The organism is Brasilonema sp. UFV-L1 (assembly GCF_012912105.1).
Taxonomy (GTDB): Bacteria; Cyanobacteriota; Cyanobacteriia; order Cyanobacteriales; family Nostocaceae; genus Brasilonema.
Genome location: NZ_QMEA01000068.1, coordinates 1 through 12,487, shown reverse-complemented (window position 1 = coordinate 12,487; position 12,487 = coordinate 1). Strand labels below are relative to the sequence as shown.

Below are 12,487 nucleotides of genomic sequence, written 5' to 3'. Positions count from 1 at the left end.
TGCTGGGCTGATGTTGCTGAATCAGACAGTTTATTGCCAAAACGGCGATGTCATCCGTAAAATCAGTAGACAGTAAACAATTATCAGACATTGTTCATTGACAACTGATACTGCGCTTCCTTGGTAACTGATAACTGATAACTGTTAAATTCCGCCCTCATCAAGATTCTTAGATTTCGCTTTTGCCTTATTGGCACTACGCTTAAGAGCAGAAAGCCGTGCTTCGTATTTAGAGCGCTGGCGCTTGCTGGGTGTCATGTCAATAAGGGTTTTCAAGGCGCTACCTAAACTCTTGTAGGCATTTGGGAGAGTATAACCGAAACGAGTTGCGAGGGCGATCGCCTTATCATCAGCATCAACTAATTCTTTTAATTGTTTTTCGCCATTATTCCTTTGATAAAGTCGCCAGCCGGAAACTCCGCACAGAGCAAGAGCCAGTACTAGCAACAATCCATCTTGTACCCACAACTCACCGACAGCACCGCCTAAACCAATTGCCAGAGCCGCCATTTCCCAGCCATCTTTGGGAATTGTGTCATTTTGGACGCGGGCTACTTCGTGCCAAAATAGTAAATTACGCTGATCCATCGCCAGTGAATCCCATTTTGCCAAGTCGATTTGAATTTCGACTTGGTCTTTGCCAATTTCTTCGCTGCGAATTATAGGTGGATTCACCTCAGTTGTACCTTCAACCGTGACCCAGCTCTGCAATTCTGGTGGTAGTAAGCCCTTTAACCGCCGTAGTTCACTCATTTCTGCTTTAGCAGAGGAGGTTACATAGGATGTCATAATATCCAGCCCTAGAAACTTCAGTATATAGAGGGTATCACTTTGGAGTATAGCGATTTCACTGGCGATTCGGCTCATTCGCCAGGAAAACTTCCTCTTGTTTTACGAGCTTCCATCGCTTTTTCTAAAAGTTCTAACAATCCAGGAGCCTGTTCCTGAATGCTGAGTAAAATTCTCTCACCAAGTTCTACATTCCCTGGGTCATGACCCGTTTCCATAACCGCGATGAGACGCGGTATCGCCACAGAATCAACAAGCTGAATCAACCCGTGTAAACAACGGTTAAATTGCTTTTCTGTGAGAATCGAATCTTCCAAGGGAAACTCAATTATCGCACGGATTTCTCCATCTGATGGATCATACTCCCATTGCAACATTTTGGTTTCCCAGGAAATAGAAAGCATCGTCTGAAGAATCGCAGCTTTATGAGGATGATCTGTTACCCCTGATAGCACCTGGGGCGCAAATAGCCGGAAAAATTTTCCCTCCTCGTCGAGCTGGACAACAATCAAGAAGTCTTCGACGTTATCACTTTCTACACCTGTGACAAGACGATCTTCTTCTTCGTCAATACGGTAATCCCAACCCAAGTTGTCTAAGTAATAAGCAATCTGTTGCAGATCTACTGCCATAAAAGCCTCATATGTTCACAGAGCGGCTGTTATCAGACCTAGTTTAACCTGCCAGGGGTAGGAGTATAGAATGCCATTGCTACCTTCTTTTCTCTTGTCTTCTGTTCTCCACGTACAAATACTTTGTCTAAAATATTACTTACAGCACATTTCAAGTAAATGAAGTACACTACTGAAGTCTAAAAGGCAGATAGAAAGCTCTTTTTACTTCTGACCGGAGGCGGAGCTTTCCTTGCTCCGCTCCTGACTCCTGACTCAGGAATTGCTGCTGTATTATACACAATCAAATGACTTTTTATAAAGAATGGTGCAGAATCTCTATTTTAACAGTTCTACGTCTGGTAGCAGATTTAATTTCAGTGAATTTTCCCTAAAATAAGAGCGATTTAACTATGTTTAAATATGACAAATATCTCTGACTATTGCACAACAAAAGCAGCCATCATTCAACAAGTCAACTCAATTGAGGAAACTCTACCAATCAGAAATGATGCTTGTCGTTCAAAAATTTTTCTTCATCCATATCAAACATCAAAAGTCTGCCTTTTTTTTCATGGATTTACTGCTGGTCCTTATCAGTATGAACCAATAGGCAAAAAACTATTTGACGCTGGTTACAATGTTTTAGTACCCTTACAACCTGGTCATGGAGTCGCTGGAAATTGGAATGGAGATAATCCACCTCCTTTAGCAACCGAACGCGAAACTTATCAAGAATTTGCACTTTCGTGGTTGAAGGTTGCACAAAGTTTAGGAGAGCAAGTGATAGTTGGTGGGTTATCCACAGGTGGAAATTTAGCAGCTTGGTTAGCTTTAGAACATCCTCAATCAATCGAGAAAGCTTTATTATTTGCTCCTTATATAAGCGGGAATAATGCCATCGTAAATTTTATTGTAGAAGTTCTTCCAATCTATTACGAATGGCTTAATAAAGAGCATCCAGCCAATTTTGGCTATGAGGGATTTCGTATTCCTGCACTTCGCATTTTTTTAGATATGGGTCAAGAAATTATTGATAGAGTCAAAAATAATTTAACAGTACCTATGTTTACTATTTCTAGTGAGAGCGACCAAGCCATTAACCACAGTGAATTGCAAGATTTTTCTAAAGTTACAATTGACCAGCAGGCAAAATCTTGGTATCACAGTTTTGATAAAATCTTTGAAATTCCCCACACAATGATGACAAAAGCTGAGGGAAATCAATATCAAGACCTGCTGACTACTGTGGCTAAAGCTTATATTGAAAGTGATATTACTTGGGCTGAATTTCTGGAAATTGGTTATCAAACACTGCAGGGGAAAACTTTCAATTTTGCTGCTCAAGAGCTAAACTTAACAGAAAGAGTTTCCCCAGATTTATCGGTCATGTTGGCAGTGATGGATAAGAAAATAATTATTGATTATTTCAAAGATAAAAACTCAGCTTGTTGTTGAAAATCAGTCTTTGAAAACTCTCATTTATTGGAGAGAAGGTCGAATTGATTTTAAAATACCATTTTCCACTTGATTAATTGCTACCATGATGCCATTTTCGGGATTTTCTAGAAGAGAAAGTTTCACTTGTTTCAAATAGTCGTGAATCGCCTCGCGTAATCTTGGTTTTTCAACTGCAACAGTATGATGATAATCCCAAACATCCCAAATTATTATACCTACACCGACAATCGGATCTAATAACTGTGCTCCAATTTTTCCAGCCACTACACCACCAGTCTTAGCTGCCATTTTCGCACTTGTTTTTCCGGCAAAGGATACAGCAATTTTACTTCCTAGTTTTGTAGCTGCTGGAATCATTGCTTTTGCAAATAAGTAAGTACCTCCACCAGTCAAAACCTTCAACGATAAATGAGAAATATTTCCTTCCATATCATTGATAGTCACTGCAATATCACCAAGATAACGCTCCCAATCTCCCTGGGGAATCTTGTAACTGCTTTGAATGTTAGAAAGATTTTTACCTAATTCTGCCAGATATAAATTTACACTATCTCTTGTGATTTTCTCAAATTCTAACTGTGCAATTTTAGGTCTGAGGACACGCTTAGCAAATTCTGTTTGAAAATCTTCAGTCAATTTTTCGGCTACTGCTTCTCCTGGAGATGGTTTCTTTTCGTTTGTCCAATGAAGAACTGCTGAATATAACCATGTAAAAGGAGTTTTTAACTCCATCTTCTTCTGATTGAAGTAATTAAAATACCAATCGAGAAAATTGTCATCAACACGGCTCATTAATTCTTCAACCCATTTATCTAATTGTTCTGAAGCAAAAGTCTCTGATTGAGAGTGTGCATTTTTAAGAGCAGTAACGAGTGCTTGGTCGATATCTTTGGGTATTTGTGGAATGACGACACTGACTTCTTTTGTAGGATTCTGCTCTGAATCTCTTAATTTTCCAGGAGACGAATCTGTTATTAAAGCTTTGCCTAGTAAGGGGATAAGAACAATGATAATGACAACAGCCCATATAAAAGGAGTTATTGACTTAATCAACTCGCTCCAGGCTGTAATGCGCTCCGTTCTTTGTTTAAAAGGTACTTTTTCTTCAACTTCCTGGGGATTTTGTTCAATATCAGCGGATGTTGTTGGTTCTTTAATAGAAGTAGACTCTAAATCCTGCTGTTGTTCATGTTTCATAGTATTTGACTAATATACTATCTTCTTATCTAACTTAAACTAGCTTTTATCGTATGCAAACTCTATTAGGTGCAAAATTTCTGTGATCAAAACCTTGATCTTAAGAAGTAACATGATAATTTGGCTGCCAATCATGGCGAGTCACTGTACGAAAGCGAATTGGCAAAATTTGGATAGAAGCAGTGCGTCGGGGAACTAAATAAATTGCAAAAGTCTGCTTTGATGCCTCTGCCAACTCTAAAACTTCACGCAAGTTTTCACTGTGAGCAATCAAGCCATTAGCATTATAAGCAACATATTGATTTCGATATAAATCCAATAACATCTGGCGGTTGTGGTTTAGCCACTTCAGCATCTCGCGGCTTTCATTTTGAGATGGTGCTTGACTCATATATATTGCAATTTATAAATTAAGTAATAAATTAAGTAATAAAAAATTCAAGTGTTTTTAAACAGCTTTTCTGTTTACCTCTTATTGTAAGCATGATGGGCAGGACAAGGGTGCAAAACAATTTTTGGTTTCAATACTACCGACTCCTTGGGTAAGAGGATAGGGTACTTGGAAGTTTTAAGTATAAATACTTATGTTCTTTTCATCCTACGTCAACCACCATTACACAATTCTTTAAGAGTGCGTAAGTTTAGACCACTTACAATTATATAGAGTCAGAAAAAAGGTTATGAAGTTATTTCCTTCTGTTTACTACACTATAACTAATTAAACGAAAACGTTATGTTTTACACCGTAGAAGATAGTGATACACTACCGAAGATTGCTGAAAAATTTTATGGCGATCGCACTTATTGGCAAACCATTTACGATGCTAATCCAGATGTCATTGTACTTGTACCTGGAGCAGAACTTTTCATTCCCCTTGACTCATATTCCGAGTTCCAAAGCAAATGTGAAATCATTGTTGTTTACGATCACAATCAAAGCCATGTCCTTTGATAATTACCTAATGGTAGGGGCACAGCACTGCTGTGCCCCTACGGAAAACCTGTGTTCTAGCCAATAGAAAACTGCTGCCAAACCGGCGCGATCGCTCTTTTCTTTCTCTTTTCTCTTTCTTTTCCTCCTCTGCGTCGCGCCAGGTGCTTCAAGTCGGGAAACCCGCCCAACGCACTGGCTTCTCTGCGTCTCTGCGGTTCAATAAAAAAAGGTGCGCCGCGACAAACACCAACGCACCCAATAAAATGTATTACACACAGGTGAAATTAAATCTTCGCTTCTTCCTTCACCAACTTATCCCAACCCAAATCTTTCAAACTATTATTTCGACGCAGCGGACGAGTCACCAACTCCAGAATGTCACGCGCATTAGTAAAGCCGTGAATCTGAGCAAAAGTAAACTCCACAGACCACTTAGTATTAATCCCTCGTGCTTCCAACGGGTTAGCATGAGCCATACCAGTAATCACCAAATCCGGCTTCAAATCGTAAATCCGTTGCACTTGATTGTAATTGTCTGGCTTCTCCACAATCTTAGGCAGAGGTACGCCCATTTCCTTACAAGTCTTCTCCAACAACTTCAATTCAGCATCTTGATAACGCTTATCCATGTAGGGGATACCGATTTCAGGAACGCTCATACCACAGCGTACCAAGAAACGTGCTAGAGAAACTTCCAGCAAGTTATCACCCATGAAAAACACAGACTTACCACGAATAAGTTTTATGTAGTCTTCCAAACTTTCCCAAATTTGTGCTTCCCGTTCATCCAAACCTTTAGGTGTAATACCAAACACCGAGCAGATTTTCTCAATCCAAGCGCGGGTTCCATCTGGACCAATCGGGAAGGGGGCACCAATCAGCTTACACTTGCGGCGACGCATTAAGGTAGTTGCAGTTCGGCTGAGAAAGGGGTTGACACCAGCGACATAATACCCTTCTTCAAGGACAGGTAGTTCGGTGAAGCGCTTGGCGGGAAGCCAACCAGAAACCTTGATACCTTGCTTCTTCAATTCCAGGGTTAACTGAGTCACCACTGGATCAGGAAGGGAACCAAACAACACCAGAGGAGGGTGATCCACATACTCAGATTCTTCGTTGGCAACTTCTTCTTTCTTCTTACCAAAATTGAGCAGTTTAGAAATAGCGTTGCGCTCGTTTTTCTCAGCTTCTACCACAGGCGCTTTATCAGGACAACGTGCAGCCATTGCAGCTAACACGGTATCTTCCCCTTGAGTAAAGGCGTAGTCTAAACCGTTAGCACGAGCAACAACAATAGGAATACCAATTTCAGATTCTAGCTTGGGTGCCAAGCCTTCCAAATCCATTTTGATGATTTCCGTGGTGCAGGTGCCAATCCACACAATGACACTGGGATTGCGATCGCGCTTAATCTGCGAACACAGCCGCTTCAACTCCTCATAATCATTGAGTTGTGCGGAAATATCTCCTTCTTCCAACTCTGCCATTGCGTATCGGGGTTCCGCAAAAATCATCACCCCCATTGCGTTTTGCAAGAAATAGCCACAAGTCTTTGTACCAATCACCAAAAAGAAGCTATCTTCAATTTTTTGGTAAAGCCAAGCAACACAGCTAATTGGGCAAAAAGTGTGGTAATTACCAGTTTCGCATTCAAAATTTAAAGCTTCTGGTTGAGCAAGAGTCATTTTGGTTTTTTCTCCCCTTCATTTTTTAAAACTAAAAGCGCAGCAAAGCATAAGATTTTCTCCAAGCTGCCATCATGCGTGACACATGGTTCCACCAGCCAGTCGCTTGTAGATTCAACAGAATAAGTTAACTTTTGGGGAACAGACGATCAATCTCTGATTCATCAAAAGAACCGGATGATTTTTCTTCCCCTAAAAACGTTTCGTTATCCGCTTCTCTTTTTTGGGTTGTGGTTTCGGCACCCCAAGCATTCGACAACACATCAGCAAATTCACCCTCATCTGAGGCGCTTGCTACAGAAGTTTTGCTGTCTACTTCCTTCAAATCATCAGAAGAAAAGTTGCCGAACTCATCAACTGAGTTATGTCCTTGGTTAAACTCGTTATTTGAATTTTTCTCGTTGGATGAGGAATCACCAACCTGATTTTGGGTTGCTTGGAATTCCTTTGCTTTAGTCACATTATCCTTGGTTGGATGGAGTGCTCTTAAAGTTTCCTTATTCGTACCTTCGACATCCAACTTGTTAGCTATTCTCTGTTGCCCAAAACCACTTATTTGAGGATTTGTCAGTGTTTCATCACTTGAGTTTTCAGAGATAACATCTGACTCTTCCCCATGTTTTTCCATACGTAATTTGGGAAGGGCACGGTTACCAAGAGCGATATCTGGATCGAAATTTAACTCAAGCACCTCAACCAAAGTATCGGCGTCAGGATTCAATTTGGAAAAGGGTAGCATTAACTGCGCCAGCTTTGGTTCTAACGCGTTAATGACTCCCAGGATGAGGTAAGAAGGTGGTCGCCTACCACCATCTGGAGTGTAAACAGACTCCACCTCCATTTGCAAAGAAATCCAGTCACGATTTACCTGGAAAAATTGCAACCACTTTTGCCTTAGAGACTCTGTAAAACTATCAAAAAAAGCCATGTTGTCCCCCATCCTGGAACTAAGATGATTTATACAATCATCAAGTCTAATTCCTCTTCTGAATTAGCAACCTGTGGTTTGTTCGGATTTAGATAGAAATCGGATAACAAAGCGAACAAATCGCGGTCTTGTGCATCATTTGGCACTACACCTTCCGGACGAGCCAAAATTTGGTCAGCGATGTTGAGATAGTAATCGCAAACGTAGTTTAAAGAGGGGTCATATTCTGCCATTTCAAACAAAGTTTTACCCTTGACGCGGGAAACACGAATATCTTCAATCAAAGGCAAAACTTCTAAAACTGGCATAGGCACTGTTTCTATGTACTTTTCAATCAAATCACGCTTCGAGGTGCGGTTACCAATTAACCCAGCAAGACGCAATGGGTGAGTCCGGGCTTTTTCCCGTACTGAAGCGGCGATACGATTAGCAGCGAACAAAGCATCAAAGCCGTTATCAGTCACAATCAGACAGTAATCAGCATAGTTGAGGGGTGCTGCAAAACCACCGCAAACAACGTCACCAAGAACATCAAACAAAATCACATCGTACTCATCAAAGGCGTTGAGTTCCTTCAAGAGTTTCACGGTTTCGCCGACGACGTAACCGCCGCATCCAGCACCTGCAGGGGGACCACCTGCTTCGACACAATCCACACCACCGTAACCTTTATAGATGACATCTTCAGGCCAGACATCTTCGTAGTGGTAATCCTTTTCTTGGAGAGTGTCGATAATTGTTGGAATCAAGAACCCGGTCAGGGTGAAGGTGCTATCGTGTTTGGGATCGCAACCAATTTGCAACACTTTCTTACCGCGCTTGGCTAAAGCGACGGAGATATTACAGCTTGTTGTGGATTTCCCGATACCGCCTTTTCCGTAAACTGCTAGTTTCACTGTTGTTTGCCTCTTATAGCTTCTTGTTAAACTCGTGGCTCAAACACTTACCTTCACCTAGCCTGAGGGGGCGATATGTGAGGTCTCGTGACTGTCATTATTGTGCAAGTTACACAGAAAATAAAGGGGGTTGTCAAGTCTATTAGGGTTATATCAAGTGAATTATGGCTTAATCAGAAGAATTTGACTGTTGATTATTTTCAATTGCTTTTGAATCGCTCAAACAAAAATATCTTATTTCTTAATAATCAGTCTTTATAAAAAAAGTTACAAAACACAAAAAGCTTAAAATCTTTCTGTATCTATAGTTTTCATTAAAAAGACGTATGTGAAATTATGAAACCGTATGCCTCTGACCAGAGATATCAGTGAAGTAGGGTGAACTGTGTTTACTTCTGGCTCACCCACTGATTAACTAGTATTCGACCACATAAGTTTTGACAGGTGATCACCAAACCAGGTTTCGCAAAAGTTACCCAGTTTCCGGCCCTCACGACCCGTCAAAATTAATGTGGCTGACTACTAGCTCATAAAGTGATAGGTCAATTGAAAGAATGTAAAAATTTATTACATTTCTTACATATGACATCTTGGTTAAATTTTTTCTCAAATATGAAAATTTACTGAGCTTTATGCTATAGAAACAAGTCTATTCAAGAAACCTCTTCTTGGGGTGAATTCATCTCCTGCAAGGTTTGCCAGCCAGCTTCCCACTGAGAACGGTCTTGTAACAATTTTGCGTTAATCCAGAAACGGACATTGGGGTCACAAGCTGCTACCATCTCGGCATAGACCCATTTACCTTGATTTTTGCGATTGATAACTCGAAAATGTCGCCAGCCATCGACTTTTTGCTGCGCTGTCCATTTAGAACCGAGTAGGTAGGGAAATTTTTGCTTTTTAGTCATTTGTCAAAAGTCAATATAATGATTGGTTATTTCTTCCCCATTTCATTATGTCCGCAGCTAGGCAGAAATTGATATAAGCACAGAAAGGCGATCGCCTTAAACGAAATCACCCAGATGAATCACAAACTCAAAATATTGGGGGTTTAACTTTCATGATCATGCAAGCACAAGAGCAGCGCAACTACTCATCTGAGGAATATTTAGAACTTGAGGTTAATTCAGAAGAACGTCATGAATATATTGATGGAGAAATCATCCCTGTGACAGGTGGTACACCCAATCATAACCAAATTGCACTCAACCTAAGCGGTGCATTGAATTTTGCCCTAAAGCGTCAGCCTTATCGAGTCTTTGTCACCGATCAACGGCTTTGGATTCCCCAAAAGCGAATTCACACTTATCCTGATGTCATGGTTATTGCGGGACAACTTGAATTTGCTGAAGGACGGAGAGACACCCTCACAAATCCGTTGATGATTGCTGAGGTTCTCTCAAAATCTACCAGAAGTTATGATAAGGATGAAAAATTTGCTGCTTACCGAACTATCTCCAGCTTTCAGGAATATGTTCTGATTGATCAGTACACGATGCATGTTGAGAAATACTTTAAAACTGATAACAATCAATGGCTGTTTAGTGAGTACGAAAATGCTGATGTGATGCTGTCACTTGGTTCGGTTCCTTTTCAAATTTCGCTAGCTGATATTTACGATAAGGTTGATTTTGAGGCAGAAGTTGATTGACAGTTACCAGTTATCAGTTATCAGTTAAGTAATATCATCTACGGATAAATATTTCTAAAAAACGAAGAACCTCACCCCGCCCTCCGGGCACCCCTCTCCTTACCAAGGAGAGGGGCAGGGTCTTTTTATTGTAAGTAATTAGGCGAATTTGTATAAGGCGCGTCTGCAAAACTCATCCGGAATGTAGTGAAAACACAGTGAAGCTTGTTATGTAATCTACTCATTCAAGTTATGCCTTTGACTTTCACCTTCGCCCTCAGTCAACAGCAAACTTTTGAATTACGCTGTGATTATGGCTCACGTTCTCTGGATCAAGCAAAGTTGGGTGTACTCATTGACCTGTGTGAGCAAAATTACTACTCCGATGAGAGCGATCGCCCGTCCTTACTTCTCCAGATAGGACGCCAACTTTACCAATGGCTGGATGGTAAGCAAGGATGGCTGAGAAGGGCGCTGGATGAGGCTGAAGAACAAACGATATATCTGGATTTAATTAAAACCAGTGAGGCGCAGGGGTTGAACCCGGAAACAGAAAGGGTGGCGCTGGGACTCGCTCATTTGCCGTGGGAATTGCTACATGATGGCACAGAGTTTTTACTAGAACGGCAGGATATAGCAGTATTGCCTGTGCGTTCAGTGCAGCAGCGTAGTACGAATGTGGCTAGCGTGCAAAATCGTCCTTTGCGGTTGCTGTTCATGGCGACTTCGCCGGAAGATATTAAGCCAGTTCTTGATTATGAGCGGGAAGAAACAAATATTCTGCAAGCAACTAAAGACCAACCGCTAGCTTTGATTGTAGAGGAAAGCGGTTCGGTTCAGGAATTAACTAATTTAGTGAAATCTTATCCAGAAGACTATTTTGATGTCTTTCACTTGACAGGGCACGGGATAATTTATACTCAAGAAGATTTCGGCGGGTTGCTGCCAAAAGGCAGAAAAATTAAGGATTATACCCCGTGTTTCATCACCGAGGATGAAGTGGGTAATGTACAATTGACTACCGTGGAGGATTTGGCGAAAGCCTTTCGGGGACGCTTCCCACGAGTAATTTTTCTTTCTGGCTGTCACACTGGGCAAGTCGCCAACCGGGGAACAGTCCCATCAATGGCGCAGGCTTTGGTGAAGATGGGGGCGGGTGTTGTTTTAGGTTGGGCGCGTCCGGTGTATGATCGGACGGGTATTATTGCTGCACAAGCATTTTATGAAGCTTTGGCAACGGGGGCGACGGTAGAAGAAGCAGTCAAAGCAGCGCAACAGGAAATGATTGCAAAAGAACGTCCCGACTGGCATCTGTTGCGGATTTATCGAGATACGCGCCAAATTGAGCAACTAGTGACACCGCTGAGAACTAAAAAGCGGGAGAAGCTGAAATTTACACAGCCGGAAAGCGAATTTCTGGATGAAAACAATATTGTGAAAGTCGCGAGTCGCTGGGAATTTGTTGGACGCAGACGCCCGCTACAACGGTTTTTACGGGCATTGAGAGAAACCAGCGACAACATCGGCGTATTTATTGCTGGGATGGGTGGACTGGGTAAGAGTTCCTTGGCGGCGCGGTTGTGTACGCGAGTCCAGACACAGCGTCCGAATTTTGAGCGGGTGGTGTTAATTGGACCTTTGGATGAGGTAGGGTTACTCAATAAACTTTCTAGTAAATTTGAGCGGTTTGCAGATGTGCCCGCATTGCTGAATGAACCAAAAGTTTCTCTCAAAGGGCGACTGCAAAACTTTTTTGAGAGAATTGAAGCAGAAGAAATTGATCGTCCGTTGTTGTTGGTGCTGGATGACTTTGAGCAAAACATCCCGAAAGCGAATATTGAAGATGGTTCGCTGCGGATGACGGCGGAAGCTTACCGGATTTTAGAAGCGATTTGTGCAGCGCTGGAAGAAAATGCAGCTGAAAGTCGGTTAATTGTTACCTGTCGCTACCTGAAAGAAGATACCTTACCACCGCACCAACTGCATTTAGAATCTTTGGCGGCGATGAATTCGGCGGATGTTGATAAAATCTGCCGGGAATTAGATAAACAAGTCAAGCAACAGGTAGACGAACAGCGGATAATTAAAATAGCCGACGGCAATCCACACTTGTTGAAATGGCTGTTAGATGTAGTTAAGCAACCGGGTTTAGAATCAGATGAGTTGTTGACGCGGTTGGAGAATACGCAGCAGGAGTTTCGAGAAAAGATTTTGGCGCAAACGCTGTTGAGTGGGTTGGAAGAGGATGAGCGAAAATTTCTGGCGCGGTTGAGTGTGTTTCACCTGCCTGTGACGGAGGATGTTGTCAACGCTGCAACCTCACCCCCAGCCCCTCTCGTTAGCGCAACCTCACCCC

At 41.9% G+C, this 12,487-nt stretch carries 12 protein-coding genes; 4 read left to right on the top strand and 8 right to left on the bottom strand.

All coding sequences use genetic code 11. From position 1 onward, the window contains the following. Positions 1–144 precede the first annotated feature (144 nt). Together DP117_RS19685 and DP117_RS19680 are read right to left on the bottom strand one after the other, a co-directional pair. A complete protein-coding gene (locus tag DP117_RS19685; RefSeq protein ID WP_169219962.1) occupies positions 145–789 on the bottom strand; it encodes a DUF3318 domain-containing protein in 645 nt (214 codons plus the stop codon). 74 nt (positions 790–863) lie between these two features. Further along, positions 864–1,421, bottom strand: coding sequence for a hypothetical protein (locus DP117_RS19680; RefSeq protein ID WP_169219961.1), 558 nt, complete (start codon positions 1,419–1,421; stop codon positions 864–866). Between the two features lie 402 nt (positions 1,422–1,823). Between DP117_RS19680 and DP117_RS19675 the strand changes: the two genes are divergently transcribed. Next, a complete protein-coding gene (locus tag DP117_RS19675) occupies positions 1,824–2,858 on the top strand; it encodes an alpha/beta fold hydrolase (protein WP_211176209.1) in 1,035 nt (344 codons plus the stop codon). 24 nt (positions 2,859–2,882) lie between these two features. Here the strand turns inward: DP117_RS19675 and DP117_RS19670 are convergent, their stop codons facing one another. Beyond that, positions 2,883–4,058, bottom strand: a complete 1,176-nt coding sequence (locus tag DP117_RS19670) for a hypothetical protein (RefSeq protein WP_169219960.1) — start codon at positions 4,056–4,058, stop codon at positions 2,883–2,885. A 100-nt stretch (positions 4,059–4,158) separates the two neighbouring features. Continuing rightward, positions 4,159–4,449 (bottom strand): DUF5678 domain-containing protein, encoded by a 291-nt coding sequence (locus DP117_RS19665; RefSeq protein WP_169219959.1) that lies wholly within the window; start codon positions 4,447–4,449, stop codon positions 4,159–4,161. 342 nt (positions 4,450–4,791) lie between these two features. Between DP117_RS19665 and DP117_RS19660 the strand changes: the two genes are divergently transcribed. Beyond that, entirely contained in the window at positions 4,792–5,010 is a 219-nt protein-coding gene (locus tag DP117_RS19660) for a LysM peptidoglycan-binding domain-containing protein (protein ID WP_169219958.1), read from the top strand. Between the two features lie 266 nt (positions 5,011–5,276). On the opposite strand, the gene DP117_RS19655 is transcribed toward DP117_RS19660, so the two are convergent. From DP117_RS19655 to DP117_RS19640, 4 genes are all read right to left on the bottom strand, one after another. After that, positions 5,277–6,677 (bottom strand): ferredoxin:protochlorophyllide reductase (ATP-dependent) subunit N, encoded by a 1,401-nt coding sequence (locus DP117_RS19655; RefSeq protein WP_169219957.1) that lies wholly within the window; start codon positions 6,675–6,677, stop codon positions 5,277–5,279. 127 nt (positions 6,678–6,804) lie between these two features. After that, positions 6,805–7,605 (bottom strand): DUF5331 domain-containing protein, encoded by an 801-nt coding sequence (locus DP117_RS19650; RefSeq protein ID WP_169219956.1) that lies wholly within the window; start codon positions 7,603–7,605, stop codon positions 6,805–6,807. 29 nt (positions 7,606–7,634) lie between these two features. After that, entirely contained in the window at positions 7,635–8,501 is an 867-nt protein-coding gene (bchL, locus tag DP117_RS19645; protein ID WP_169219955.1) for a ferredoxin:protochlorophyllide reductase (ATP-dependent) iron-sulfur ATP-binding protein, read from the bottom strand. Positions 8,502–9,154: 653 nt separating this feature from the next. Then, the gene (locus DP117_RS19640) at positions 9,155–9,409 is read right to left on the bottom strand and encodes a TIGR02450 family Trp-rich protein (protein WP_048870520.1); all 255 of its coding nucleotides are present in this window, start codon (positions 9,407–9,409) and stop codon (positions 9,155–9,157) included. Positions 9,410–9,561: 152 nt separating this feature from the next. Here DP117_RS19640 and DP117_RS19635 point away from each other — a divergent pair, with 152 nt between their 5' ends. Continuing rightward, the gene (locus DP117_RS19635) at positions 9,562–10,152 is read left to right on the top strand and encodes a Uma2 family endonuclease (RefSeq protein ID WP_248277727.1); all 591 of its coding nucleotides are present in this window, start codon (positions 9,562–9,564) and stop codon (positions 10,150–10,152) included. Positions 10,153–10,383: 231 nt separating this feature from the next. After that, the coding region (locus DP117_RS19630; protein ID WP_169219954.1) for a CHAT domain-containing protein at positions 10,384–12,487 on the top strand (2,104 nt) is incomplete at its 3' end.

What these genes read in the sequence shown, in the direction of transcription:
- DP117_RS19665 (WP_169219959.1), bottom strand. Translation starts at nt 4,449, where the DNA reads ATGAGTCAAGCACCATCTCAAAATGAAAGCCGCGAGATGCTGAAGTGG.
- DP117_RS19680 (WP_169219961.1), bottom strand. Translation starts at nt 1,421, where the DNA reads ATGGCAGTAGATCTGCAACAGATTGCTTATTACTTAGACAACTTGGGT.
- DP117_RS19675 (WP_211176209.1), top strand. Translation starts at nt 1,824, where the DNA reads ATGACAAATATCTCTGACTATTGCACAACAAAAGCAGCCATCATTCAA.
- DP117_RS19635 (WP_248277727.1), top strand. Translation starts at nt 9,562, where the DNA reads ATGATCATGCAAGCACAAGAGCAGCGCAACTACTCATCTGAGGAATAT.
- DP117_RS19670 (WP_169219960.1), bottom strand. Translation starts at nt 4,058, where the DNA reads ATGAAACATGAACAACAGCAGGATTTAGAGTCTACTTCTATTAAAGAA.
- DP117_RS19650 (WP_169219956.1), bottom strand. Translation starts at nt 7,605, where the DNA reads ATGGCTTTTTTTGATAGTTTTACAGAGTCTCTAAGGCAAAAGTGGTTG.
- DP117_RS19685 (WP_169219962.1), bottom strand. Translation starts at nt 789, where the DNA reads ATGACATCCTATGTAACCTCCTCTGCTAAAGCAGAAATGAGTGAACTA.
- DP117_RS19655 (WP_169219957.1), bottom strand. Translation starts at nt 6,677, where the DNA reads ATGACTCTTGCTCAACCAGAAGCTTTAAATTTTGAATGCGAAACTGGT.
- DP117_RS19660 (WP_169219958.1), top strand. Translation starts at nt 4,792, where the DNA reads ATGTTTTACACCGTAGAAGATAGTGATACACTACCGAAGATTGCTGAA.
- DP117_RS19640 (WP_048870520.1), bottom strand. Translation starts at nt 9,409, where the DNA reads ATGACTAAAAAGCAAAAATTTCCCTACCTACTCGGTTCTAAATGGACA.